Source organism: Micromonospora sp. CNZ286 (genome assembly GCF_014207755.1).
Window position 1 is genome coordinate 6,404,395 of sequence record NZ_JACHIZ010000001.1, and the last position, 23,651, is coordinate 6,428,045.

The 23,651-nt window shown below is 73.8% G+C and carries 24 protein-coding genes; 12 read left to right on the plus strand and 12 right to left on the minus strand.

The window, feature by feature from the left end; translation table 11 throughout:
* The first annotated feature begins 105 nt into the window (after positions 1–105).
* On the plus strand, positions 106–1,020 hold the full coding sequence (locus FHX31_RS28695) for an NADP-dependent oxidoreductase (RefSeq protein WP_091330431.1): 915 nt from the start codon (positions 106–108) through the stop codon (positions 1,018–1,020).
* On the opposite strand, the gene FHX31_RS28700 is transcribed toward FHX31_RS28695, so the two are convergent.
* From FHX31_RS28700 to FHX31_RS28735, 8 genes are all read right to left on the minus strand, one after another.
* The gene (locus FHX31_RS28700) at positions 1,002–4,163 is read right to left on the minus strand and encodes a helicase HerA domain-containing protein (RefSeq protein WP_091330432.1); all 3,162 of its coding nucleotides are present in this window, start codon (positions 4,161–4,163) and stop codon (positions 1,002–1,004) included. The genes FHX31_RS28695 and FHX31_RS28700 overlap by 19 nt on opposite strands.
* On the minus strand, positions 4,163–4,816 hold the full coding sequence (locus tag FHX31_RS28705) for a hypothetical protein (RefSeq protein ID WP_013473480.1): 654 nt from the start codon (positions 4,814–4,816) through the stop codon (positions 4,163–4,165). The genes FHX31_RS28700 and FHX31_RS28705 overlap by 1 nt, the downstream gene beginning before the upstream one ends.
* Complete coding sequence (locus tag FHX31_RS28710) at positions 4,803–5,795, minus strand: endonuclease domain-containing protein (protein ID WP_091330433.1); 993 nt, start codon at positions 5,793–5,795, stop codon at positions 4,803–4,805. Before FHX31_RS28710 ends, FHX31_RS28705 begins: the two co-directional genes overlap by 14 nt.
* A gap of 111 nt (positions 5,796–5,906) precedes the next feature.
* The gene (locus FHX31_RS28715) at positions 5,907–6,701 is read right to left on the minus strand and encodes an ABC transporter permease (RefSeq protein ID WP_047892880.1); all 795 of its coding nucleotides are present in this window, start codon (positions 6,699–6,701) and stop codon (positions 5,907–5,909) included.
* Positions 6,698–7,603, minus strand: a complete 906-nt coding sequence (locus FHX31_RS28720; RefSeq protein WP_184977495.1) for an ABC transporter ATP-binding protein — start codon at positions 7,601–7,603, stop codon at positions 6,698–6,700. The genes FHX31_RS28715 and FHX31_RS28720 overlap by 4 nt, the downstream gene beginning before the upstream one ends.
* Positions 7,600–7,971 carry a hypothetical protein gene (locus FHX31_RS28725; RefSeq protein ID WP_013473476.1) on the minus strand — a complete coding sequence of 124 codons (372 nt, stop codon included), beginning with the start codon at positions 7,969–7,971 and terminating at the stop codon, positions 7,600–7,602. Before FHX31_RS28725 ends, FHX31_RS28720 begins: the two co-directional genes overlap by 4 nt.
* A complete protein-coding gene (locus FHX31_RS28730; RefSeq protein WP_047892886.1) occupies positions 7,971–8,567 on the minus strand; it encodes a helix-turn-helix domain-containing protein in 597 nt (198 codons plus the stop codon). Before FHX31_RS28730 ends, FHX31_RS28725 begins: the two co-directional genes overlap by 1 nt.
* 77 nt (positions 8,568–8,644) lie before the next feature.
* A complete protein-coding gene (locus tag FHX31_RS28735; protein ID WP_030273458.1) occupies positions 8,645–9,106 on the minus strand; it encodes a MarR family winged helix-turn-helix transcriptional regulator in 462 nt (153 codons plus the stop codon).
* A 94-nt stretch (positions 9,107–9,200) separates the two neighbouring features.
* Here FHX31_RS28735 and FHX31_RS28740 point away from each other — a divergent pair, with 94 nt between their 5' ends.
* Positions 9,201–10,292: an epoxide hydrolase family protein gene (locus tag FHX31_RS28740; protein WP_184977496.1), complete on the plus strand. Its 1,092-nt coding sequence runs from the start codon at positions 9,201–9,203 to the stop codon at positions 10,290–10,292.
* A gap of 9 nt (positions 10,293–10,301) precedes the next feature.
* On the opposite strand, the gene FHX31_RS28745 is transcribed toward FHX31_RS28740, so the two are convergent.
* Positions 10,302–10,787: a carboxymuconolactone decarboxylase family protein gene (locus FHX31_RS28745; protein WP_013283476.1), complete on the minus strand. Its 486-nt coding sequence runs from the start codon at positions 10,785–10,787 to the stop codon at positions 10,302–10,304.
* Positions 10,788–10,954: 167 nt separating this feature from the next.
* Here FHX31_RS28745 and FHX31_RS28750 point away from each other — a divergent pair, with 167 nt between their 5' ends.
* Both FHX31_RS28750 and FHX31_RS28755 read left to right on the plus strand, forming a co-directional pair.
* On the plus strand, positions 10,955–11,836 hold the full coding sequence (locus FHX31_RS28750) for an RNA polymerase sigma-70 factor (RefSeq protein ID WP_013283475.1): 882 nt from the start codon (positions 10,955–10,957) through the stop codon (positions 11,834–11,836).
* Positions 11,837–11,892: 56 nt separating this feature from the next.
* Positions 11,893–12,186 carry a hypothetical protein gene (locus tag FHX31_RS28755; protein ID WP_047892875.1) on the plus strand — a complete coding sequence of 98 codons (294 nt, stop codon included), beginning with the start codon at positions 11,893–11,895 and terminating at the stop codon, positions 12,184–12,186.
* A 6-nt stretch (positions 12,187–12,192) separates the two neighbouring features.
* Here the strand turns inward: FHX31_RS28755 and FHX31_RS28760 are convergent, their stop codons facing one another.
* Positions 12,193–12,966 (minus strand): SAM-dependent methyltransferase, encoded by a 774-nt coding sequence (locus FHX31_RS28760; protein WP_013283473.1) that lies wholly within the window; start codon positions 12,964–12,966, stop codon positions 12,193–12,195.
* A 115-nt stretch (positions 12,967–13,081) separates the two neighbouring features.
* Here FHX31_RS28760 and FHX31_RS28765 point away from each other — a divergent pair, with 115 nt between their 5' ends.
* Complete coding sequence (locus tag FHX31_RS28765; RefSeq protein WP_013283472.1) at positions 13,082–13,558, plus strand: hypothetical protein; 477 nt, start codon at positions 13,082–13,084, stop codon at positions 13,556–13,558.
* Here FHX31_RS28765 and FHX31_RS28770 read toward each other — a convergent pair.
* Together FHX31_RS28770 and FHX31_RS28775 are read right to left on the minus strand one after the other, a co-directional pair.
* Positions 13,537–15,906 carry a glycoside hydrolase family 65 protein gene (locus FHX31_RS28770; protein ID WP_091330439.1) on the minus strand — a complete coding sequence of 790 codons (2,370 nt, stop codon included), beginning with the start codon at positions 15,904–15,906 and terminating at the stop codon, positions 13,537–13,539. The genes FHX31_RS28765 and FHX31_RS28770 overlap by 22 nt on opposite strands.
* Positions 15,907–16,014: 108 nt before the next feature.
* Positions 16,015–16,791, minus strand: a complete 777-nt coding sequence (locus tag FHX31_RS28775) for a prepilin peptidase (RefSeq protein WP_091330440.1) — start codon at positions 16,789–16,791, stop codon at positions 16,015–16,017.
* A 559-nt stretch (positions 16,792–17,350) separates the two neighbouring features.
* On the opposite strand from FHX31_RS28775, the gene FHX31_RS28780 reads away from it, so the two are divergent.
* From FHX31_RS28780 to FHX31_RS28810, 7 genes are read left to right on the plus strand one after another with little or no spacing between them, the layout of a single operon-like run.
* The gene (locus tag FHX31_RS28780) at positions 17,351–17,917 is read left to right on the plus strand and encodes a hypothetical protein (protein ID WP_013283469.1); all 567 of its coding nucleotides are present in this window, start codon (positions 17,351–17,353) and stop codon (positions 17,915–17,917) included.
* The gene (locus FHX31_RS28785; RefSeq protein ID WP_091330441.1) at positions 17,911–18,864 is read left to right on the plus strand and encodes a hypothetical protein; all 954 of its coding nucleotides are present in this window, start codon (positions 17,911–17,913) and stop codon (positions 18,862–18,864) included. Before FHX31_RS28780 ends, FHX31_RS28785 begins: the two co-directional genes overlap by 7 nt.
* Positions 18,861–19,529: an SAF domain-containing protein gene (locus FHX31_RS28790; RefSeq protein WP_013473469.1), complete on the plus strand. Its 669-nt coding sequence runs from the start codon at positions 18,861–18,863 to the stop codon at positions 19,527–19,529. Before FHX31_RS28785 ends, FHX31_RS28790 begins: the two co-directional genes overlap by 4 nt.
* Positions 19,529–20,362 (plus strand): CpaE/TadZ family protein, encoded by an 834-nt coding sequence (locus FHX31_RS28795; RefSeq protein ID WP_013283466.1) that lies wholly within the window; start codon positions 19,529–19,531, stop codon positions 20,360–20,362. The genes FHX31_RS28790 and FHX31_RS28795 overlap by 1 nt, the downstream gene beginning before the upstream one ends.
* A complete protein-coding gene (locus tag FHX31_RS28800) occupies positions 20,352–21,893 on the plus strand; it encodes a TadA family conjugal transfer-associated ATPase (protein WP_184977497.1) in 1,542 nt (513 codons plus the stop codon). Before FHX31_RS28795 ends, FHX31_RS28800 begins: the two co-directional genes overlap by 11 nt.
* On the plus strand, positions 21,836–22,789 hold the full coding sequence (locus FHX31_RS28805) for a type II secretion system F family protein (RefSeq protein ID WP_369752094.1): 954 nt from the start codon (positions 21,836–21,838) through the stop codon (positions 22,787–22,789). Before FHX31_RS28800 ends, FHX31_RS28805 begins: the two co-directional genes overlap by 58 nt.
* A complete protein-coding gene (locus FHX31_RS28810) occupies positions 22,786–23,649 on the plus strand; it encodes a type II secretion system F family protein (protein WP_184977498.1) in 864 nt (287 codons plus the stop codon). Before FHX31_RS28805 ends, FHX31_RS28810 begins: the two co-directional genes overlap by 4 nt.
* Positions 23,650–23,651 lie beyond the last annotated feature (2 nt).

Here is a 23,651-nt window from a genome sequence, read left to right on the forward strand (position 1 = left end):
TCCTACCCGGGGGTACCCAACGCACTCCGAAGTGCGTACTTCCCGAAAGAAAGTTACCCCTCCATCGTGGAGCAGGGCATTCCTCAAGAACAAGGAGACACCATCATGGGTACGCGTACCTTCCGCGCCGCCGTCGTCCGCACTCCGGGCGGACCGGACACGATCGAGATCATCGACGTTCCGGAGCGCGAGCCGGGGCCCGGCGAGGTCCGGGTGGACGTCGCGGCGGCACCGGTCAACCCGGCCGACCTCGGGGTCGTCGGCGGCTTCTTCCACTCGCTGGGGCTCATCCACCAGCCGCACCACACCGGCCTGGGCTGGGACTTCGCCGGTGTCGTCGCCGCGGCCGGGCCGGGCGTCGACCTCGCCGTGGGCACCCGGGTCGCCGGGCTGGTCGGCGGGTTCGACCGCGACTTCGGCACGTACGCCGAGCAGCTCGTCGTAGCCGCGGCCGACGTCGCCGTCGTACCCGATGATCTGGATTTGGTGGCGGCGGCGACGGTGCCGCTCAACGGCCAGACCGGGGCGCAGATCGTCGACCTGCTCGGCGACCCTCCCGCCGACGGTCGGCTGCTCGTCACCGGCGCGGCCGGCGCGGTGGGCGGCTACGTCGTGCCGCTCGCCCGGGACCGGGGATGGCGGGTGACCGGCCTGGCGCGGGCCGGGGACGAGAAGTTCGTCCGCGGACTCGGGGCCGACTTCATCACGGCGGCCGAGCCGGGCTGGGACGCGGTCGCCGACGCCGCCGGATGGCAGGACCAGGGGCTCGCGCTGGTAGGCGACGGCGGCGTGTTCGTCGGCGTACGGCCGAACGCCCACCCGGCCGCCGAACGCGGTGTCACGGTGCGCGCGGTCGACGTGCGCCCCGACGGGGTACGCCTCGCCGACCTGCTCGCCCGCACCGCAGCCGGTGAGCTGCCGGCCCGGGTGCACGCGGTCCTGCCGCTGGACCGGGTGGCGGACGCGCACCGGGCGGTGGCCGAGGGCGGGGTACGCGGACGCTACGTGCTGCGTCCCTGACCGCCGCGCGCCCGGTCCAGCACCTCCTCGACGGTGAGCGGGCTGCGCGGATGGTGGGTGAGCGACAGCGGGGTGCGGATCTTGCGGGGTGCGGCGCCCTCGGCGGCGAGGTAGAACTCGCCCACGGTGAGGCGGGAGATGTCCGGCACGTCGCCGCCCTTGGCCCGGGCCATCTCCCGGGCCGCCTCGATCTGGATCGGGCTGTTCATCAGGCCGTAGAGCTGGGTCGCCGCATTGCCCGGGATGCGGTTGTGCAGGCCCTTCGGCGCCTGGGTGGCGAAGATCAGACCCAGGCCGTACTTGCGGGCCTGAGCGGCCAGCGCCAGTGTGCTCTGGGTACACGCGGTCATCGCGCCGGACGGGGCGAACGTCTGCGCCTCGTCCATGATGAGCAGCCCGAGCAGCGGCCGGTCTCCGGCCGGGTTCTTCTTGATCCAGGCGAACAGGGCCATCTGGAGCTGGTTGACGAAACTCTGCCGTACGTCGTCGGACGGCAGACCCACCAGGCTGACCACCGAGACGCGGGCCCGTTTGCCGGGGGCGGGGGTGAGGAGCACGCCGGGGTCCATCGGTGTGCCCTCGCCGCCGAACAGCGGGTCGTTCACCATGGCTGCGGTCAGGGTCTGCGCCAGGCTGAGGCCGATCTTGTCGGCGTCGTCCAGGTCGATGATTCCGTCCGGCAGGTCGGCGAGCGTGTCGATGAGGCCCTGCAGGCGGGAGCCGCCGCGCCGTCCGTAGTGCTCGACCGCCTTGCGCAGCACGGCCAGCCCCAGATGAGCCCGGGTGGCCCGGCCGGTGAGCATGGCGCGTGGCGCGAGGGACGCGACGGCGGCCTCGACGGCCTCGCCGAACTCGTCCGGGTCGTCGCGTACGCCGGTGAAGTCGGGCAGCGGCTGGAAGCTCAGCGGGCGACCCGAGTTGCGGCGGGGCGTCCAGACGACGACGTCGGTGTGGGTGAGGTAGTCGCGGGCCCGGTCCGCGTCGCCGGGGCGCCACTGTGCGGGCGGCTCGGGCCATCCCTCGCCGAGCCGTGCGAGGTCGTTGTTCGGGTCGAGCACGATGGCGGAGATGCCCGCCAGCGCGCACTCCTCGACGATGCGGCGGATGAGGACGGTCTTACCGGAGCCGGACCCGGCGAAGATCGTGGTGTGCTTGCGCAACGCCTCCAACGCCAGCGGCACGGGCGTCCCGTCGTCGTACCCGTGCCCGACGACGAAGGAGGGATCGGCCGGGCCGGTGACGGCAGCGGCTGGCGGCGGCTCGGCGGGTTCCGGCAACGGCCCGGCGTCGGGGCCCCACCGGTCCACGTCGGCCAGGGCATGCTGGAGGAACTTCAGCTCCCGGGTCGGCCGGCGCTCGGCCAGCCAGCCCTGCAGGTCCATGGTGGCCTCGGCGAGCATGACCCGCAGCGCGGAGAGGACTCGCAGGTCCTCCTCGTCGACGCCGAGCGTCTGGCCGCCCGCCGCGGTGAACGCCCCCACCGCCTTGCTGGTGGCCGCGCTGGTCGACCAGGCGCGGTTGCGCAGCAGGAACAGCTTGCGCCTGCCGGAGCCTGTGTCGAGGGCGGCGGCCACTGACGCCTTGCGGAGCCGGGCCAGCGCGGCGTTGCCGTGGTGGTCGTCGCCGATCGCCCGGAAACACCAGTGCACCTGGTCCTCGGTGCGCTCGTCGAGCGTGAGCCGCAGCCGGGCGTGCAGCGGCGGGTCGGTGCTCGGGGGCGGGTCGACGCTGAACGCCTCGCCCGCGTCGCCCCGCTCCAGGATCCAGGCGGTGAGCCCGGCGGCGAGCAGCGGCGGCATCGCCGCGTCCTCGGATGTGCGGCGCAGCGGGCCGGTGACGTCGGCGGCCTCCCGCAGCTCGGCGAACCGGGCGTCGTAGCGGTCCATCTCCTCGCCGGTGGCGGTCATCGGGGCGGGCCGGGGAGCCCGGGGTTCCGCGATGGGCGGCTCGCCGAGGCTCGTCATCTCCCGGACCTCGTCGTCGGCGAGGCATTCGCGGATGTGCTTGTCGATCTCGATGAGCAGCTGACGCGGGGTGAACGCACCGGCCCCGGCGAAGGCGCGCGGTGATACCGGCCACGACGGGTACGGCGGGACGAACCCCGCCTCCTGGTAGCGGAGGGTGAACCGCTTCTCGATGATCGCCCGGGCCACGTCGGCGTCGTCGATGCGGCGCAGCGGCGGCGTCTCCCGGAACCGGTCTGCGACGGTGTCGGCGGCGGTGGACTTGATGATGGTCCACGAGTTCGGAATGCAGGCCAGGACGGTGAGCGTGCGCCGAGTCGTCTGCCGTAACGCCATCAGGCCGTCCGCCATCCGGGCCAGCATCAGCGCCTGCTCCGGGCTCATCGCAGCGGCACCGGCCAGGGCGGGATCACTCTGGATCGCCAACTGGGCGATGAGCGTGTCGATCTGGTCGATCGCCACCACCGACGGGCCGGTGAGGGCGAGAAGCCAGGACAGGTCCTGCACGATCTGCTGGGCAGGGCGCGGAACGCGGCGCATGCCCCAGGCCGCGCGTTCCCCGGCGGCCACCTCCTCGCCTGAGAGGAAGTAGTTCTCCGCGATGTCGCGGTGGGAGATGTCCTCGGAGGCGCTGAGCGCTAGCGCGCGTGCCGTCTCCTGGCAGGTGCGGGCGGCATGCCTGTCGAAGGCGCCCAGCCCTTCCAGGAATGCATCGAGCGCCGCTCGGGTCAGCTCGGTGTCGCCCATGACGGCCCGGCGCGCCGTCCGGGGTGCCCCGACCAGGGCGGACAGGCGCCGCAGCAGCAGTTTGAGCTGCGTCTCGCGCCTGCCGGGCACCGGCCGGGACAAGCCGTCGAGCATCGCGGCGAGCACGCCGTCCCAGAAGCTACCGGCGTCGAGCAGACCGACCAGGAAGAAGTAGCCGTCACGCTCCTGCACCTGCTGGCGGATCACACCCAGCAGGTGGGTCTTGCCGGAGCCGCGCTGGCCCTGGACGACCAGGCCGAGCGGGCTGCCGTGCGGGTTCGACGCGGCCTCGTCCACCCCGGCGAGCACGTCCCGGAGGACCGGGACGTGCAGTCCCTCGACGTGGAAGGGCAACGGCCGCCACACGTCGTCGGGCACCGGCGCCCAGTCGAACCGCAGGGCGGCCAACGCGTTCCGTTCCGCCTCGTTCATCACACGCCGATCGCCAGCAGATGGTTCTCCTGCCCGCCGAGGCGGAGCGCGGCAGCGGTGTCCGCCTCGGTGAGCGTCTTCTGGTTCGACTCCGGCGCGATAGTGACGCCCTCGGACCGGCTGAGCTGCCGCAGCGCCGCGTCCAGGTCGTCGCGGGGCAGATCGGCGAAGAACGGTCGCAGGCGCCGCAGGCTCACCCAGGCGCCGGGCTCGTCGGCGAGCGCCCGGTACGCGGCGACGACACGTGCCTCCAGCGCCCCGGACGCTTCGGGAGCCGGTGCCGGGGCCGGGCCGCGCACGTCGGTGAGCGCGAAGAGTTCGGCGAGCGTCGCACAGCCGCTGCGGGCCAGGACACGATCGCGCAGGTGCGCCTGCATCGCGGTGAGCGCGGCGCCGAGCGCGCTCGCTCCCCGCAGCGTGAAGTCGAGGTCGCTCTGCATCCGTACCCAGCCCTTGTCGTCCAGTTGCAGGGCGTACGTCGAGCCGCTCTTGCGGCTGGCGACGTAATGCAGGCGGGTGAGCTTGTCGCGCTGCGGCTTGCGTACGTCCAGCCCGTAACGGTCGCGGAGTTCGGTGTTCAGCACCTCCCGCGCCTCGGCCATGAGCACGACGAGGATCGCGCTCTCGGATGCGGTCAGGTCATCGCCGGCCATGATGCCGTCCTTCCGCCAGGTCTCGGCGACGTGCCCGCAGATAAGTGCCGATCTGCTGGACCACGGTGCCGACGTCGTGGATTACTCGGGCGTTCGTGAAGCGCAGGACGGCGTAGCCGTCCAGTTGCAGTTGGACGTCGCGTTGCCGGTCGGCCTCGAAGCGAACCGGGCGGCAGTGCTCCGGACCGTCGATCTCCACCACGCACCGCTCGTCCGGCCACAGTAGATCCAGCCGCACCGGCGCGGCCAGGCGGTGCGACTGGTAGCTCTGGTTCCATCTCCGTCCGGCCGCCCAACTCTGGGCCGCGAGCGCCGCCTCCAGCCTCTTCTCGGCGTCGCTGCCCGGGTGCGGCCGGCCCGCCACCGGCGCCTGGCCGACGGGCGCTGCCGGCGGTGCGACGCGGAAAGCCGGAAGTCCGTCCAGCCCGACCGCACCGGCTCCGGCCAGCCAGACCGCCGGGCCACCGTGCTGCACGAGCCACGCGGCCCCGGCCGCCATCACCGTGCCGTCACCGTGGGCCGGCTCGGCGAGCAGCACCACTTTCCGTCTGCCGAATGCGCCGGCGACGAGACGCGCCAACGCGGCGGCCTGGGCGCGCAGCGGGAGCCTCGTGGCGCCGGACCGTCGCCCGGTCACCGCGAAGACGGCCAGGTCGGACAGGAACGAACCGGGGTAGCGGTCACGGCGCGAGCGTGCGGCGGCCGCGGCTCGCACGGCGGCGAGTCCGGAGGTGTCCGGGCGGACATCGTGCGCGGCCTCGGGCAGCCAGGCCGGCAGCAGCTCGACGGCGACCCGTTCGAGCCGGTCCAGCACGGCGTGCACGAAGTCCACGGGCATGGTGCACGCCGAGACCGGGCGGTGCACGACGGCGGCCAGCTCCGCGTGGTCGCGGGCGATCATCATGGCGACCGCGTCGGCGTCCGCGCCTAGCAGAGCGACGACGCGGTCGGTAGGCAGACCGGCGAGGACCGGGTCCATGCAGCGTCGACCCTCCCCCACCGTCGACCCCGGACGTCGGATGACCAGAGTACGAATCGTCTTCGGCCGGCGCCAGCCCTGATACGCCGGACGGCGACGAATCGGCGACGCTCAGGTGATGTCGCGGCGCATCGGGACGACAACGGCGATCGCGGCGGCGGCGATCGCGTACCCGGTCAGCAGCAGCGCGCCGGCCGCCGGTGGCAGGAGTGCGACGGCGTCGCTGCCGAGCTGCGCGGACATCGCGTCGGCGACGTACGTGAAGTCGGTGAGTGCGGCGGTGGCGCCGCCGGGCAGGAGCGGGTAGAGCGCGTTGACGCCGGGGATCATCATCAGTACGGGCTCGGCCAGGTACAGGTAGCCGACCACGACGCACACGGCCGCGACCTGGTTGCGGAGCAGCGCGCCCACGCCGGTGCCGACGAGCAGGTACACCGCCATCGCGACGCCGATGCGGGCGAGCAGCGCCAGCACTGTGGGAGCGGGCAGGCCCAGCGACACGCCACGCGCGGCGGCGACTGTGAACAGGGCCGCCGCAGCGGAGCCGGCCAGGGCGATCCCGTAGCCGAGGCCGACGATCGCGTGGGTGGCGAGTTTGGCGGCGAGCACCCGCCCTCGGCGCGGCGCGAACATGAACGTGACGGCGGCGGTGCCGTGCCGGTACTCGGACGTGGCCGCGAGGGCCCCGGCGGCGGCCGGCACGAAGGCGGTGAAACCGAGGATGCCGAGGATCGACCGCAGGCCCTCCTCGGTGTGCAGGCCGGGCATCGGCGGGTCGAAGTTCTCCGGTCCGACGAGCGCCATGAGCCCGACCAGGCCGCCGCCGAGCGCGAGGGCGGCGAGCAGCAGCCCGGTACACATGCGGGTGGCCAGCACCCGGCGTAGTTCCGCTCTGACCAGGTTCATCGTGCCTCCGCCGTGTCGGTGGTCAGGTCGAGGAAGAGCTGTTCGAGGCTCGTGGTCTCGGTGACCAGCTCGTGGATCCGCAGCCGGTGGTCCGCGGCCAGGTCGGCGACGCGCGGCGCGTCCAGTCCGCGTACCCGCAGTCGGCCGGGCCCGGCCGGTTCGACGGACCCGGCGTCCGCCGTCAGGGCGGCGGCCAGGTCGGTGGCGTCCGGCGAGGTGACGAGCACCGTGGGTGGGCCGGTGAGCCGGGACCACGGCCCGGCGGCGACGAGTTCACCGCGCCGGATCACCACCACGTCGTCCACCACCTGCTGGACCTCGTGCAGGACGTGGCTGGAGACGAGCACGGTGCGGCCCTCGTCGGCGAGCCGGCGCAGCAGGCCGCGCAGCCACGACATGCCTTCCGGGTCCAGGCCGTTCGACGGTTCGTCGAGCAGCAGGACGCGGGGGTCGCCGAGCAGCGCCGTGGCGAGGCTGAGCCGCTGCCGCATGCCGGTGGAGAACCCCCGGGTACGACGGTCGGCGGCCTGCGCGAGGCCCAGCAGATCCAGCAGTTCCGCGACGCGACTGTCCGGGCAGCCGGCCATCGCGGCGTAGACGCCCAGGTGGTCACGGGCGGTGTGGCCGGGGTGGAACGCGTTGCCGTCGAACACCGCGCCGACGGTCCGCGACGGCTGGGCCAGCCGGCCGTACGGCTGCCCGCCGATCGTGGCGGCGCCGCTGGTCGGCGTCACCAGTCCGGTCAGCATGCGCATCGTGGTGGTCTTGCCGGCGCCGTTCGGGCCGAGAAAGCCGGTGACCGCGCCGGGTCGTACGGTGAACGTCAGGTCGCGGACGGCGGTGACGTCGCCGTAGCGCTTGGTCAGGCCCGACGCCTCGATCGCCAGCCGGTCGCCGGTCATGGCCGGCTCCTCGTCGCACGCCCGATCGTTTCGGCGAGGCGCGACGCGGCCGGGTCGGAGACGACGACCTCGTCGAACTCCCCGCCGGCCGCCGCGCGGTCCAGCACCAGGTGCAGACCGGGCTTACCGCGCCGGGCCGCCACGAGCTGCCGGGGACCGCCGAAGATGCCCCAGACGCCGACCTTGGCGAAGCCGGACACCGCGTACCCGCGCCGGGCGCCACGGGCCAGCCGGATCGGCTCGTCCACCGGGGCGGCGTGCCGCACGGCGGCCAGGCGCAGCGTGAACCGCTCCCGGCCGACCCACATTCGTTCCCATCCGGTGAACCGGATGTCGATCACGTCGCGGTCAAGCGTTACCGATGCCATCAGTCGTCGCCCTTCGTCGTGTCGGAGTCGTGCGCTGACGTGTGCGTGTCGCCGGGGGTCGCCGGGCGGTCGGCGGGCATGAGGACGGTCGCCAGCAGCCGGGGGGTCCGTCCGCCGCCGGGCCCTCTGGCGAGCAACGGGCCGACCAGCGCGTTGAGCCCGGCCGCGAACTCGTGCAGCTCAGCGTCGGTCAGGTGCAGGACGAGCTGCTGGTATCCGACGCCGTCGGCGACGAAGTCGACGGACTCCCGGGCGAGGTAGCGGGAGAACTCCGACAGCAGACTCGACACGAACGCGGTGAAGTAGCGCGCGTGGTCCTCCGGCGTCGCCGTCGCCAGTGCTGCGGGGTCCAGCGCCGCGCCGTGCGCGGGCAGTGCGTACACCCGCTCGACGGCCCCGCGGACCTTGCGCTCCTGCACCACGTCGAGCATCCCGGTCTTCACGAGCGTCGCCAGGTGCCGGTAGAGGGTGGCCTGCGGGACGTCGGGCAGCAGCTCGACCAGGTCGTGCGTGGTCACCCGGGCACCGGCGACCGCGCGCAGGATGCGGATCCGCACCGGGTGCAGCGCGATCTCCGCCCACCGCTCCATCGACATCGTCACGCCGCAGACGTTATCACTATCGAGAACGATAATGGTAGGCGGTGAATGAGGAAGGTGCCCGAGGGCAGCCGTCAGGCGGGCGGGCGGTTGTGGTGGGCGAGCACCCGTGACAGCAGCCGGGTCAGGTCCGCGCGCTCGTCCGGTGACAGCGGCGCGAGCAGCTCGTCCTGCACGGCGGCGAGTCGCTTCTCCAGCCGCCGCAACTGCCGCCGCCCGGCTGCGGTGATGGTGACGACGTTGCGCCGCCGGTCGGCCGGGTCCGGGCTGCGGGTGACGAACTCCCGCTCGGCGAGTTCGTTGAGTGCGGCCACCACGTCACTGACGTGGATGCCGCTGCGCCGGCCGAGCGCCGCCTGGCTGGCCGGCCCGAACTCGTCGAGCGTGGCGAGCAGCCGGAAGTGGTAGCCCCGGGCGTCGACAGCCGCGAGCCCGTCGCTCACCAGCCGTCCGGCGCGTACGGCGGTCCGGGTGATGAGCCAGCTCGGCAGGCCGGCCAGGCGGGTCGGTACGAGATCCGGCTCCGGGTTGTCCACGAACCCAGCCTAACCGAAACCGTTGGCGTCCCCAACGATCTGCGATACCGTTGGTCACACCAACGTTAGTGTGACCAACGATCGGAGAGCGACAGTGATCGAGCCGTTCCGCGTCCACGTCCCCCAGGCCGACCTCGACGACCTGGCCGACCGCCTGGCCCGCACCCGCTGGCCCGACGAGCTACCGGACGCCGGGTGGGACTACGGCATCCCGCTGAGCCGGGTACGCGAGCTGGCCGAGCACTGGCGCACCGCGTACGACTGGCGGGAGGCCGAGGCCGAGCTGAACCGGTATCCGCAGTTCACCACCACAATCGACGGGCAGAACATCCACTTCCTGCACGCACGCTCCGCCGACCCGGACGCGCTGCCGCTGATCCTCACCCACGGCTGGCCCGGCTCGGTCGTGGAGTTCCTCGACGTGATCGGCCCGCTGTCCGAACAGTTCCACCTGGTCGTACCGTCGATCCCCGGGTTCGGCTTCTCCGGCCCGACCCGGGAGCGCGGCTGGAACGTCGACCGCGTCGCCCGCGCCTGGGCCGAGCTGATGCGCCGGCTCGGCTACCGGCGATACGGCGCACAGGGCGGCGACTGGGGCTCGGTCATCTCCACCCGGCTCGGCGGCATCGACCCGGAGCACGTCGTCGGCGTACACCTCAACTACCTGCCCACGCCCCCGCCACCCGGCTGGACCGGGGAAGCCGGACTATCAGGCGAGGACCGGGACCGGCTCGACCGGATCAGGCGGCTCAAGACGCAACGGCACCCTCATCAGGTGCTCTATGCCAGCCGGCCGCAGACCGTGTCGTACGCGCTCAACGACTCACCCGTCGGGCAGCTCGCGTGGATCGCGGAGAAGTTCACCGAGTGGACCGACCCGGGATCGGCCGTCAGCGTGGACCGCGTCCTCACCGACGTCTCGGTCTACTGGTTCACCGGCACTGCCGCCTCGTCCGCGCGGCTGGTGCGGGAGAGCGCGTTCGGTGGCCCGCCCGCGCCCTGCCCGCCCCCGCTCGGGGTCGCCGTGTTCGCGCACGACATCACCCGGTCCGTGCGGCCGATCGCCGAACTGACGTACACGATCCGGCAGTGGAGCGAGTTCGACCGGGGTGGTCACTTCGCCGCGCTGGAGGTGCCGGAGCTGTTCGTCGACGACGTCCGGTCCTTCTTCTGGAACCTGCGGTGACGGCGACGCTCAGCCCATGGCCGCCGCGAACATCCCGGGCTCGTACGAGCCGCCGCGCTGGTGCACGAGCACCGCGAACCGGTTCGCCGCGTTGATCAGCCCGAGCAGGCAGACCAGCGCGGCGATCTGGTCGTCGTCGTAGTGCTTGCGCACCTGCTCCCACGTCTCGTCGGACACGCCCTGGTGGGCGTCGGCGAGCCGGGTGCCCTCCTCGGCGAACGCCAGCGCCGCGCACTCGGCCTCGGTGAACACAGTCGACTCGCGCCAGGCGGCGACCAGGTTCAGCCGGACCGCGCTCTCGCCCCCGGCCACCGCCTCCTTGGTGTGCATGTCGATGCACCAGCCGCAGCCGTTGATCTGGCTGGCCCGCAGCGACACCAGCTCCTGGACGGTGCGGGGCAACGACGACTGGTGGATCATCAGGCCCGCACCGGCGAAGCGCTTCATGAACGTCGCCGAGACCGGGTTCTCGAACAGGTTGAATCGGGTCTGCATGGTTGCGCCCTCTCTGCTGGGGTGGACGTCGGACGAACACGAGATGCCGGGGACCGCCCCGGCGTGACGGCGGCGCCGGGTGAGGACCACCACAGCGACCGGCTGTCACACGACGACAGCGGCCGGCGTCTGGTGGGGAACGCAACCGAGCAGCGAAGGAGCCAGTCATGGCGGACCGCGCCACCGAGGACTTCCTCGCGCACCGGAACCTGCTCTTCACCGTCGCGTACGAGATGCTCGGCTCGGCGGCCGACGCGGAGGACGTGGTGCAGGAGACCTGGCTGCGCTGGGCCGGCGTCGACCTGGAGGCGGTCCGGGACCGGCGCGCCTACCTGGTCCGGATCGCCACCCGGCAGGCGTTGTCCCGGCTGCGCACGCTGGGGCGGCGCAAGGAGTCGTACGTCGGCTCGTGGCTGCCCGAACCGCTGCTCACCGCGCCCGACGTCGCAGACGACGTGACGCTTGCGGAGAGCGTGTCGATGGCGATGCTGCTGGTGCTGGAGACGCTCACGCCGACCGAGCGGGCCGTGTTCGTGCTGCGGGAGGTGTTCGACGTCGGCTACGACGAGATCGCCGAGACGGTCGAGCGGACCCCGGTCGCCGTGCGGCAGATCGCGCACCGGGCGCGGGCCCACGTCGCGGCGCGCCGCCCCCGGCGTACCGTCCCGGCGGCCGAGGCCCGCGACGCGCTCGACGCGTTCCGGCGGGCGGTCGAGACCGGCGACCTGGACGGGCTGCTCCGCGTCCTGGCCGCGGACGCGGTGCTGGTCGGCGACGGCGGCGGGATCAAGCAGGCGATCGCCCGCCCGGTCACCGGCGGCGACAAGGTGGCCCGCCTGCTCGCGGGCGGCTGGCGCCGGATCGCCGCCGTGGCGTCGATGGAACCGGTGCAGGTCAACGGCTACCCGGCGCTGCTGGTACGCCTCGACGGCGAGCTGGACACGGTCGTCGCGGTACGACTCGACGACGGCCGGATCAGCGGCCTCTACGCGGTGCGCAACCCGGAGAAGCTGTCCCACATGACCCGCGAGACGACGCTGCGCCGGTGACCGGCGGAAAGGCACGGCGGGAGGGCACAGCGGGCGGAGCGTGCGACGATCGCCGGATGAGCAGCGCCGCCTCCCCCGACGTCAGCGCCCTCGCCATCAACGTCACGGTGCCGGAGGAGTTGCGCTGGACCGACACCCGGCGCGGCGAGGAGTTCACGCTGACCACGCTCAACATCCGGCTGCTGCCGGACGGGCGCCTCGCCGCGAAGGCGTACGGCCGGCCCACTGCCGGTGGACGCGGCGCGTACGTGTCGTTCCGGGTGCCCGACCGGCCGGAGCTGGCCGCGCTCGTGGCGGCGGCGGCCGACCGCGCCGCCGCGCTCTGGGCCGCGCACGGCGGCCTGGACTGACCGCGCTCAGCGGCGGACGCCCACCCCGCCGTAGCCGTGCGACACCGCCGCCTGCGGCTCGCCGTCGGGCCGCCAGTCCGCCACCTTGACCAGGCCCGGCTCGACCAGTTCGTACCCGTCGAGGAACCGGGCCACCTCGTCGCGGGTGCGGGGCACGAGCGGGGAACTGCTGCGGCGGTAGATCGCTGTGCCCTGCTCGGTGGGCAGCGTCGGCAGGCCGTCCAGGGTGAGGTGGGACAGCGCGAGCACGCTGCCCGGGACTGTCGCGTCGCGCAGCGTCGCCACCGCCGCGTACGGGTCGTCGGCGTCCGGCACGAAGTGCAGCACCGCGAGCAGCAGCACCGCGACCGGCTCGCTCAGGTCGATGGTGTCCCGCAGCGTCGGGTCGGCCAGCAGGTCGCCGGGACGCCGCAGGTCGCCCTGGAGCACGACGGTGCGGCCGTCGGTGGGGAGCAACCGCCGGGCGTACGCGACGGCGACCTCGTCGTGGTCGACGTAGACCACCCGGGCGTCGGGGCGTACCGCGCGGACCACCTCGTGCACGTTGCCCTGGGTGGGCAGGCCGGCGCCGATGTCGAGGAACTGGCGTACGCCCTGCCCGGCCGCCCAGCGCACGACCCGGCGCAGGAACGCGCGGTTGCTCTGCGCGGCGACGCCGGTGTCCGGGAAGATCTTCAGGACCTCCTCGGCGGCGGCGCGGTCGGCCGCGAAGTTGTGGCAGCCGCCGAGGTAGTAGTCGTACATCCGGGCGACATTGGGTCGGTTCTCAGCCTCCGTCACGCCTCGATGTGTAGCACTCTGGGCGACACACCGCTGACCCGTCGTGTCGGTGGTCCGGCCGATCCCGCCGTCCACCTGGTACGACGGTGGGACACGCCGGCGCGAGGAGGTACCGATGACAGGTGGACGGGAGACAGTGGAGGTCGAGCCGGTGGTGTTCCGCGCCGTCTACGACTCGCCCGCGTCGCTGCCCGGGCGGCACCGGTGGACCACCCCGGAGGCGGACGTGCGACGGCTGGAGAAGCTGCTGAACATGCCGGCGCGCAGCATCGGCGCGCCGCTGTGGGTCAGCGGCGACGAGCCGGACTGCCCGAAGTGCGGGCGGCGAGTCACCTGGTACGACATCGTCGCGTCCGCGCTGCACGGCGTACACGACCACACGATGATCGCGCGGGTGATCCTCGGCGAGCGCAAGTACGTGAACACGGAGGTGCCGGACGCGATCCCGGGTGTCCACTGTGCCGACTGCCGCACCCCGATCACCGGGCTGCGCAGCTTCAAGTGCCACAACTGGGCGTACGCGTTCGAGGCGCTGGAGGAGGTCGTCGCCCGGATGTCCGGCCTGCCGGCTCAGTCGCCGCCCGCCTCCTGAGCGCGCCGTTCGGGACGGCGGCCGGGCGGGGCCTGCGGCTCGGGACCGGGGTCGGGCACCGGCGGCATCGGCCGGGTGACCGGCCCGTCGCCGGTGACGCGGAGCTGTTCGCCGTGGTGCCACAGCTCCACCGCGTCACCAGGTCCGGCGTCCGGCAGCTCGTAGCGGGCCTCCCGCCCGGTGAGCGTGACCCGCAGCCGGTGCCCGTGCCGGCGCAGGTGGAACGCGAGCCGGGTGATCGGCCGGGGTAGCCGCGGCTCGAACGCGAGCACGCCCCGGTCGTCGCGCAGCCCGCCGAAGCCCTGCGCCACCACCAGCCAGGCGCCGGCCAGGGACGCCAGGTGCAGCCCGTCGGCGGTCTTGTCGCCCAGGTCGGCGAGGTCCTGGAACGCCGTCTCGGCGAACAGGTCGTACGCCAGGTCGAGGTGCCCGACCTCGGCGGCGAGGATCGCCTGCGCGGACGCCGACAGCGACGAGTCCCGGACGGTCCGCGCCTCGTAGTAGGCGACGTTGCGCGTCTTCTCCTCGGCGGTGAACTCCCCCGGGCAGCGCAGCATGGCCAGCACCAGGTCGGCCTGCTTGACCACCTGCTTGCGGTACAGCTCCTGGTAGGGGAAGTGCAGCAGCAGCGGGTAGTCGTCCTCGCCGGTGCCGGCGAAGTCCCACTCCGGCTGCGCGGTGAATCCGGCCGACTGCTCGTGCACACCGCGCTTGCCGTCGTACGGGACGAACATGGCGTCGGCGGCGGCCCGCCAGCCGGCCACCTCGGCGGCGTCGACGCCGAGCCGCGCGGCCACCTCCGGGCAGTCCTCGGCGGCGTCGGCGGCACCGCGCAGGTTGCGCCGCGCCATCAGGTTGGTGAAGACGTTGTCGTCGACCAGCGCGGAGTACTCGTCCGGGCCGGTGACGCCGGTCAGGTGGAACGCGCCGCCGTCGTCGAAGTGGCCGTAGCCGTGCCACAGCCGGGCGGTCTCGATCAGCACCTCGGCGCCGCACTCGGCGAGGAACGCGGTGTCGCCGGTGGCCGCCACGTACCGCAGCACCGCGTCGGCGATGTCGGCGTTGACGTGCAGGCCCGCGCTGCCGGCCGGCCAGTAGCCGGAGCACTCCCGGCCGCTGAGCGTCCGCCACGGGTAGGTGGCGCCGGTCAGGCGCAGCTCGGCCGCCCGGTCGCGGGCCTCGGGCAGGTGGGCGTGCCGCCAGCGCAGCGCCGAGCGGGCCAGCTCCGGCGCCAGGTACGTCAGCACCGGCAGCACGTAGCCCTCGGTGTCCCAGAGCACGTGCCCGTCGTAGCCGTTGCCGGTCAGCCCCTTGGCCGGGATGGTCCGGTCGCCGTCGGCGCGGCCGGACTGGAGCAGGTGGAACACCGAGAACCGCACCGCGAGCTGCAGCTCCGGGTCGCCCTCCAGCTCGACGTCGGCGGTGTCCCACGCCGCGTCGAGCGCGGCGCGCTGCTCGGTGAGCAGGGCGTCGAACCCGTCGTCCCGGGCCGCGGCCGCCTCCGCGACGACCAGGTCGGCCAGCTCACCGGCCGGGGTGCCGTCGACGTCGGCGCACTCGTACGCGGCGAACCGGGTGACCCGGATGCGCTCGCCGGGGCGTACCGGACCGGACAGCGCCAGCCGGAACCGGTCGGCGGTCAGCTCGGTGTCGGTGGCGATCTCGTCGGGCGCCTCGACCCGGTGCGCGACGGCGACGGCGACCCGCTGGCCGCTGCGCCCGGTCCGGTGCACGAGCACCCCGTCGAGGCCGTCTTCGCGGCGGATCTCGCCGGTGAGCGGGTCGTGGATCACCGAGGCGGCCCGGGGGTCGTCGGCGCGTTCCGGCACCCGCTGGTTGGCGAGCAGGTCGGCGCCGACCCGCAGCCGGACCGGCTCGTCCAGCGGCTCGACCGCCCAGTCGACGGCGGCGACCGGACGGCGGGTCAGCGAGACCAGGCGGGTGCTGCGGATCCGGACACCCCGGCCGCCAGGCGAGACCCACTCGGTCTCCCGGCGGACCACCCCCGCGCGCAGGTCCAGTTCCTGGTGGTGCCGCCGGATCGTGCCGGTGCTCAGGTCCAGCGGCTCGTCGTCGACCCAGAGCCGGATCAGGGCGGCGTTCGGCGCGCTGATCACGGTGTCGCTGCGTTCCGGGAACGCGTACCCGCTCTCCGGGTAGGTCAGCTCGTGCTGCTCGTGGAACCCGTTGAGGTAGCTGCCGGGCATGCCGCAGGGCTCGCCCTCGTCGAGCGTCCCGCGCCAGCCCACCCAGCCGTTGGCGAGCGCGAAGACGGACTCGGTCTCGCCCAGCCGGTCCAGGTCCGCGCTCGTGCGCCGGATCCGCCAACCGTCGTCGCCGTGCGGCACGTGCCCTCCCGAGTCCGAAGCCTGGACCGCCACCGAACCAGACCCGGCTGGGAGGTGGCTGGGACTCCGATACCCGTGGCGAACCCGCCCGCACCTGCGGGTGGCCGATCACACGGTGACGAGCACCAGCGTGGCGGCGGTGCCGAGCACCAGGAACGGACCGAACGGCAGGTGCCCGGACCAGCGGACCCGCCGGGCGGCGAGCAGCGCCACCCCGGCCGACCCGGCGAGGAGGAGCGCGAGCACCAGCCCGGCCACCAGCACCGGCCAGCCGTACCAGCCGAGCAGCGCGCCCGCGCCGAGCGCCAGCTTGGCGTCGCCGAGACCGAAGCCGCGCCGCCCGAACAGCAGCGTGGTCGCGGCGAAGCCGCCGCCGAGCGCCAGGGCGGCCAGGACGGCGCGTACCAGCGGGTCGACGCCCGGACCGGTCAGCGCGGCCACCCCGAGCAACGCCCACACGCCGGCGGCGGCCGGCCAGGTGAGCCGGTCGGGCAGTCGGTGCGCCATCGCGTCCACGATCGTCATCGGCACCGCCCAGACCAGCCACCACGCCAGCGCCAGCCGCGCGGCGGGCGCGCCGCCGGCGAACACCGGCACGGCCACCGCGAGCAGCAACGCCACCTCCACCACCGCGGGCGGCGCGCCGACCCGGGCCCGGCAGGCCGGGCACCGGGCCACGGGGCCGAGCGCCGGCAGCGGCCGGTCCAGCCCGATCGGGGCGCCGCAGGCGTCGCACGCCGTCCGGTCCGGGCACCCCGGCGGTACGGCGTAGCGCGTCACCGCCAGCCGGAGCAGGGGTACGACCGTCAGGGCTGCGGTCAGCCGGGTGCTCGGACGGCGGGCATCGGCCACCGGTCTGGTACGCCGCACCCGTTCAGCCGTCATGCCGGATCCCCCGTCCGGTCGCCGTGCGTTCCATCGTGGAGCACGCAGAGTGATTTATCGCTCGCGCGGATGTGACGGAGGAAGCCCGCAGCGGCGTGCGGCGCGACGCGCGACCGGCCGGGACTAGCCAGGGCGTGAGCCCCGCCGGACCGGTGGGACGGATCGGACGAGCGGCATGCTCCCCACCCATACCGGCGGCCCGTCGCCACCGCCGCGGCGCGTACGGGTGAGCACACACCAGCCGGCCCGGAGCCCTGCCGAAGCCCGCTCGTCATCGTGGTGACACACACCGGCCACCACCTCCCGTCTTCACTCACCGTGTTCACGTGAATTGCCTCTGTTGCATCGGCGGACGTGAGCCTATGCTCGCCCCTTGGGTACGACGCAACCCCCGATCAATTGGCGTCGGAGGCACCAGGGCACAGAATCCGCAGCGATCAGTACAGGTCAATACAAGTGGCGGCGACGGGGGCCCGGAGTGACAGTTCCGGGCGCGCTTCCGCATGCCCGGAGCGGGTCGGCGTGATCGCCCCGGGCCGGCACCGAGGAGGGATCGGCGTTGCGCACACGGCAATCCCGCCGATGGGAAATCTTCCTGCTCAGCATCGTTCTGGTGGTCGGCTCGGCCGGCTGCGGCACCGAGCCGGAGGCGGTCACCCGTCCGCTGACCGGCCGTGCCGCCGCACCCGCCGCCCATTCCAGCGCCGAGGAGAACGCGGCCGGAAAGGCGGCTCTGGCCGCCTATTCCGGCTATCTCGACGCGTCCCGGGCAGCCAGTGCGCGCAGCGATCCGTCCCATCCCGCTCTGACCCGTTTTCTGGCTGATCCGCTGCTGACCCGGGTACGAATGGCGATTCTCGACGCGAAGGAGCACGGCGCGATGCGTACCGGGAAACTGGTCTCCGACCCCGAGGTCGTGTCGGTCGACCTGGCCGCCCGCCCGCCCACAGTCGAGATCCAGGACTGCCTGGACGCGAGCGGCTACCGGCTCGTCTACGCCAAGGACCGCAAGGCCGTGCCCGGCACGCGCGGCGGGCGCTACCTGGCCACCGCCACGGCGGTCCGGTACCCGGACGGCCGGTGGCTGATCAACGGCGGCGCCGCGCACCAGGACCAGCCGTGCTGACCTGGGGAGGAAGGGGTGTCCCGGCCCGGCCGGCCCGGGCCGGGACGCTCCGCCGGCTGCTGCTCGCCGCCGGCCTGGCCGCGCTGCTGACGCTCACCGGCGCACCCGCCCGCGCCGCCGACCCCGGCGGCTCGTGCCCGCCGGAACAGACCGACTGCGACGTCTGGGACGACGACCCCGGCACCCCGGGCGGACCGGGTGGGCCGGGTGGGCCGGGTGGCGGCGGGGACAACGGCGGCGGGGGCGGCAGCACCCCGAAGTGCCAGTGGAACGGCCGGGCCATCCCCTGCTACCACCCGATTCTCGGCTGGTTCAACAACGCCGACGGCTGCTACTACAAGCTCGAAGAGCCGCAGGACGAGGCCTCTCCCGGCAAGCAGTGGTACCAGCTCACCTGCAACGGTGGCGACCTCGGCAGCCTGCGCCGGGCGCTTCTCGACGCGCCGCCGCCCGGCTACGGCGCGCCGCCGGACCCGGAGGAACTGGCCCGCCGCGCGCTGGCCTCGATCTCGCTGCTCCCGCCCCGCGCCGCCGTGGCGCCCCGGCGCAGCCAGGGCCCCGGCCTGGTCGGGCTGCCCGTCTGGATGTGGGCCAGCCCGGGCGCGGCGTACTTCGGGCCGCTGTCCGCGTCCGCCTCCGACCGGGGACTGACCGTGGAGATCACCGCGAAGGTGGACCGGATCGTCTGGCACATGTCCGACGACATCGACGTCACCTGCGACGGGCCGGGCACGCCCTACCGGGCCGACGGGCCGAGGGCCGGCTCCACCTCACCCGACTGCGGCCTCGACCAGGGCTATCCGAAGGCCGGCACCTACCAGGTGAGCGCCACGACGTTCTGGACCGTCGAGTGGTCCGGCGGCGGCGAGAGCGGCGTCATCGCCCAGAGCCGGTCCAGCGGCGTCGTCCTGGTACAGATCAACGAGCTTCAGGTGGTGACCCGATGAGTGTCGTGGCAGCCCGCAACGGAACCCCGGTGGAGGCGCCGGTCGCGCCGCCGAAGGTGGTCCGGCAACGACGCGTCCGCCCCGGCCTGCTCGGTCTGGCGGTCCTGCTGATCGCCCTCGGCGGCCTGGGCGCCGCGTTCGCGGTCACCTCGGTCCGCTCCACCGGCACGTACCTCGCAGTGGCCCGGCCGGTCGACGTGGGACACCAACTGACCGCCGACGACCTGGTGCCGGTACGCGTCTCCGGCGGGCGGGAACTCCAGCCGGTGCCCGCCGACCGGATGGACGAGGTGCTGGGGTTGCGGGCGGCCGTCCGGCTCACCCCGGGCACGCTGCTCACCCCGGCGCAGCTCACCGAGGCCCCGCTGCTCGGCCCCGGTCAGCAGCAGATCGCGCTGGGGCTGGAACCCGAGCAGGTGCCGGCGCGCAAGCTGCACCCCGGCGACAAGGTGCTGCTGGTCAGCACGCCGTCGAACGCCACCGGTGGCGGCTCGGAGGCGTCCCGCGGCGGCGGCACCCGGTTCGAGGGCACCGTGATCGACACCGCCGCGCCGCAGAACGGCGACGTGGTGGTCTACCTGGCGCTGGCCGTACGGGACGTACCAGCTGTCGTGGCGCTCGCCGCCGACGACCGGATCGCGCTCGTGCTCACCGAGGCGGCCTGATGGCGATCATCGCCCTGGTCTCGGCGAAGGGTTCGCCGGGCGTCACCACCGCCGCGCTCGCCGCCGCGCTGAGCTGGCACCGGCGGCTCGTGCTGGCCGAGTGCGACCCGGCGGGCGGCTCGATCCTCGCCGGTTACCTCGGCGGGGCGCTGGACGGCCCGCGCGGCATCGGTGAGCTGGCGGTGGGTGAGCTGCGGGACGGCAGCCTGGAGCACGCGTTCTGGTCCCAGCTGGTCGACCTGGACGCGCCCCGCCGCGAGCGGCTGCTGCTGCCCGGCGTCGTGGACCCGGCCCAGGCCGGCAGCGTGATCCCGCTCTGGCAGCGCTTCGCCGACTACTTCACCGGGCTGGAGCGGGGCGAACCGCCGTACGACGTGCTCGTCGACTGTGGCCGGCTGGCAGTGGGCGGTCCACCGTGGCCGCTGCTGCGGGCCGCCGCGGTGGTACTGCTGGTGACCCGGGCGCACCTGCCCGACCTCTCCGCCACCCGGGCCACCGCCCGCGCGATCGAGCGGGACCTCACCGAGCACCGCGTACCGCCCGGCACGCTGCGCCTCCTCGTCGTCGGGGACGGGCACGGCACCAGCGAGATCAGCAAGGCGCTACGGCTGCCGGTGATCGCCCGCCTGCCGCACGACCCGCGTACCGCCGAGGTGCTCGCCCACGGCGGCACCGTACGGGCCAACCGGCCGCTGATGCGCGCGGCCGGCGCCCTGGAGGTGCCGGTACGGGCGCTGCTGGACCGGCGGCGCGCCCGGCTGGCCTGGCCCGGGGCGACCACACCGCGCGCGGTGACCGCGCCGAGCGTGCCGGGGGTGTCCGGTGCGGTTTGAGCCGGTCTCCCACGACCCACGCGCGCAGCAGCCGGGCGTCGTCTCCACTGTGCCGCCGCTCGCCCCGCCGAACGGGCGGCACCACGTCCCCGGCCCGGCGCCCGCCGCGCCCCCGGCGTCACCGCCACGCCCCCGGGTCGACTTCGCCGTGGTCCGCGAGCTGCGCCGTGAACTGAGCGAACGACTCACCCACTGGCAGCGCGGACGCGAGTTCGACGCCGACGCCGAGGAGGTCGAGCGCGCCCGGCTGGCGGTAGCCGTGGTGTCCGCGTACGCCGACTCGGTACGCCGGGCCGGCACGCCGATGGCCGCGGACTCGGAACGCCTGCTGCTCGACCAGGTCACAGCCGAACTCGTCGGGCTGGGCCGGCTCCAGACGCTGCTCGTCGACGACAGCATCGAGGAGGTGCACATCCTCGGCTGCGACCAGGTACGCATCACCCGGCACGGCGGCGGCGTCGACTGGGCCGAGCCGATCGCCGAGACCGACGACGAGCTGGTGGAGATCCTCCAGGCGGCGGCCCGCCGGGCCGGTGCCACCGAGCGGTCACTGTCCACCTCGAAGCCCACGCTCGACCTGCAACTACCGGACGGCAGCCGGCTCGCCGCCGTGTTCCTGGTCAGCCACCGCCCGTACGCGGTGATCCGCAAGCACAACACGCTCGAAGTGAGCCTGGAGGACATCGCGGGCGGCCGGCCCGACCTGGACGAGATGATCGACCCGCTGCTGCGCGACTTCCTCCGCGCGTCCATGCGGGCCGGGCTGAACATCATGGTCGCCGGGCTCGCCGGTGCCGGGAAGACCACTGTCATCCGCGCGCTGATGGACGAGATCCCGGCCGACGAGCCGTACGTGCTGCTGGAGGAGAGCCGGGAACTGCTGCCGGCCCGGCGCGGGCACAAGCACCGGGCGGTGATGAGCTTCGAGTCCCGGGAGGGCCACGGCGAGCGCGGCGCGGACGGGCGGCCGGCGGGTGAGGTCAGCATCGCCGACCTGATCCCGGTGTCACTGCGCATGGGCGTGCTGCGGATCATCGTCGGCGAGGTGCGGTCCCGGGAGATCGTGCCGATGCTCCAGGCGATGACCACCAGCCGCGGGTCGATGTGCACCATCCACGCGCGTACCCCCTCGGGGGTGAGCGAACGCATCATCGAGCTGGCGCTGTCGCACGGCCGGGAGATGACAGTCGACCAGGCCCGCCGGATGGCCGGCAACGCGCTCGACCTGATCGTCTACGTGACGGTCGAGGACGAGACAGCGATCGGCGGGCGCAAGCACCGGTTCGTGTCGCACGTCGAGGAGGTCATCGGCGTCGGCGAGGGCAACCGGATCACCACCACGACCGTCTTCGGCCCCGGACCGGACGGCCGTGCGGTCCCCCGCCACCTGCCCGAACGCATCCGCGACCAACTGCTGCGCGTCGGCTACGACGCCCGCCTGCTCACCCGGTTCGTCGAGGCCGGCGTGGGCGCGTGGCGGCGGCCCCGGCACACCCGCCTCGGGGCGCGGCCGAGCGGAGGCCCGGCGTGACGCAGATCGAACTGATCGCCCTGGTCTCCGGCGCGGCCTGCGTGGCCGGGCTGGTGCTGACAGTGGTCGCGCTCGTCGGCACCCGCCGCCCGCCGGGTCCGGCGCCCGGTGCCGGGCCGGGCCTGAGCCGGCTCTGGACCGGTTCCGGCGCGAGCCGCGCCGACCAGCGCCGCTACCAGCTCCTGCTCGGCGCCGCTGTGGTCGCCGGGGCGGCGGCGTTCCTGCTCACCGGGCTGCCGGTGGTCGGCCTGCTGGTGGCGCTCGCGGTACCGGGCGTGCCGTGGCTGTTCGCGGTCGGCCGGGCCGAGCAGCGGGCCATCGCCCGGGTCGAAGCCGTAGGCGAGTGGACCCGCCGGCTCAAGGACATCTCGGCCACCGGCCAGGGACTCCAGCAGGCGATCATCGGCACCATCGCCACCGCGCCGGAGGAGATCCAGGAGGAGGTACGCACGCTCGCCGCCCGCCTCCAGGCCGGCTGGCTGGCCCGCTCCGCGCTGCTCGCCTTCGCCGACGAGATCGCCGACCCGGTCGCCGACCAGGTGGTGGCCGCGCTGATCCTGCACCTCACCGACCGGGGCGAGCGCCTCGGCGACGTGCTCGGGTCGATCGCCACCGCCGCCTCGGCCGAGGTGGCGACCCGGCGCGAGGTCGAGGCGAAACGCACGCAGCCCCGGTTCGCGGTCCGCTTCCTCACCGGCATGACGCTGGCGACGCTCGCGTACGGGCTGGTGAACAGCGACTACATCCGCCCCTACGGGACGCTGACCGGTCAGCTCGTGATGGCGGTGCTCGGCGCGGCGTTCGTCGGCCTGCTGGTCTGGGTGCGCTCGATGAGCCAGCCGCCCCGGCCGGCGCGGTTCCTGCCCGCGCCCGACCTGGATGAGGCGATCGCATGATCCTCAACTGGCAGATGGCGATCGCGGTGCTCGGCGGGTGCGCGGTCGGGCTCGGGCTGTTCCTGGTCGTACGCGAGGCGCTGCCGGCCACCCCGGCGCTCGGCCCGGCGCTGCGCCGGCTGCACCAGCCGCCCGGCCAGGCCCCGGCCGCCGGTGCCGGGCCGGACTGGCTCGGCGGGTTCGCCCGCTGGCTGCGCCCGCCGCACCGGCAACTCGCCCTGCTCGACCGCACCCCGGAGCAGTACGCGCTGTCGGTGCTGCTGTCCGCGCTCGTCGGCTTCGCCACCCCGGCGGTCGCCTCGGCGGTGCTCTTCGTCGGCGGGGTGGCGCTGCCGGTGGCCGTACCGGTGGTGGCCAGCCTGGGCCTGGCGCTCGGCGCCGGACTGCTCGCGCACCGCACGGTCCTGGCCAAGGCGGACGCCGCCCGGGACGAGTTCCGGCAGGCGGTCTGCACCTACCTCGACCTGGTGGCGTTGCAGCTGTCCGCCGCGCACGGCCCGGTGCAGTCGCTGGAGCGCGCGGCGGCGGTCTGCGACGGCTGGGTCTTCGACCGGATCCGGGAGGCGCTGCGGCTCGCGCAGCTCCAGATGCACTCGCCCTGGGACGAGTTGCAGGAGCTGGCCGAGCGCATCGGCATCCCGGAGCTGGGTGATGTGGGCGCCATCATGCGCTCCTCCGGCAGTGAGGGCGCCCAGGTGCACGAGACGTTGCGGTCCCGCGCCGACTCGCTGCGCGACCAGATCCGTACCGACAACCTGGCCCGGGCCGAGGGGGTCACCAGCAAGTTGGACATCCCCGGCTCGCTGCTGGTGTTCGTCCTGCTCGGCTTCGCCGTCTATCCGTTCCTCGCCCGTCTGTGAAC

Excerpts from the sequence above, each read along its gene's own strand:
- FHX31_RS28695 (WP_091330431.1), top strand. The coding sequence starts at position 106 with ATGGGTACGCGTACCTTCCGCGCCGCCGTCGTCCGCACTCCGGGCGGA.
- FHX31_RS28700 (WP_091330432.1), bottom strand. The coding sequence starts at position 4,163 with ATGAACGAGGCGGAACGGAACGCGTTGGCCGCCCTGCGGTTCGACTGG.
- FHX31_RS28705 (WP_013473480.1), bottom strand. The coding sequence starts at position 4,816 with ATGGCCGGCGATGACCTGACCGCATCCGAGAGCGCGATCCTCGTCGTG.
- FHX31_RS28710 (WP_091330433.1), bottom strand. The coding sequence starts at position 5,795 with ATGGACCCGGTCCTCGCCGGTCTGCCTACCGACCGCGTCGTCGCTCTG.
- FHX31_RS28715 (WP_047892880.1), bottom strand. The coding sequence starts at position 6,701 with ATGAACCTGGTCAGAGCGGAACTACGCCGGGTGCTGGCCACCCGCATG.
- FHX31_RS28720 (WP_184977495.1), bottom strand. The coding sequence starts at position 7,603 with ATGACCGGCGACCGGCTGGCGATCGAGGCGTCGGGCCTGACCAAGCGC.
- FHX31_RS28725 (WP_013473476.1), bottom strand. The coding sequence starts at position 7,971 with ATGGCATCGGTAACGCTTGACCGCGACGTGATCGACATCCGGTTCACC.
- FHX31_RS28730 (WP_047892886.1), bottom strand. The coding sequence starts at position 8,567 with ATGTCGATGGAGCGGTGGGCGGAGATCGCGCTGCACCCGGTGCGGATC.
- FHX31_RS28745 (WP_013283476.1), bottom strand. The coding sequence starts at position 10,787 with ATGCAGACCCGATTCAACCTGTTCGAGAACCCGGTCTCGGCGACGTTC.
- FHX31_RS28750 (WP_013283475.1), top strand. The coding sequence starts at position 10,955 with ATGGCGGACCGCGCCACCGAGGACTTCCTCGCGCACCGGAACCTGCTC.
- FHX31_RS28755 (WP_047892875.1), top strand. The coding sequence starts at position 11,893 with ATGAGCAGCGCCGCCTCCCCCGACGTCAGCGCCCTCGCCATCAACGTC.
- FHX31_RS28765 (WP_013283472.1), top strand. The coding sequence starts at position 13,082 with ATGACAGGTGGACGGGAGACAGTGGAGGTCGAGCCGGTGGTGTTCCGC.
- FHX31_RS28775 (WP_091330440.1), bottom strand. The coding sequence starts at position 16,791 with ATGACGGCTGAACGGGTGCGGCGTACCAGACCGGTGGCCGATGCCCGC.
- FHX31_RS28790 (WP_013473469.1), top strand. The coding sequence starts at position 18,861 with ATGAGTGTCGTGGCAGCCCGCAACGGAACCCCGGTGGAGGCGCCGGTC.
- FHX31_RS28795 (WP_013283466.1), top strand. The coding sequence starts at position 19,529 with ATGGCGATCATCGCCCTGGTCTCGGCGAAGGGTTCGCCGGGCGTCACC.
- FHX31_RS28810 (WP_184977498.1), top strand. The coding sequence starts at position 22,786 with ATGATCCTCAACTGGCAGATGGCGATCGCGGTGCTCGGCGGGTGCGCG.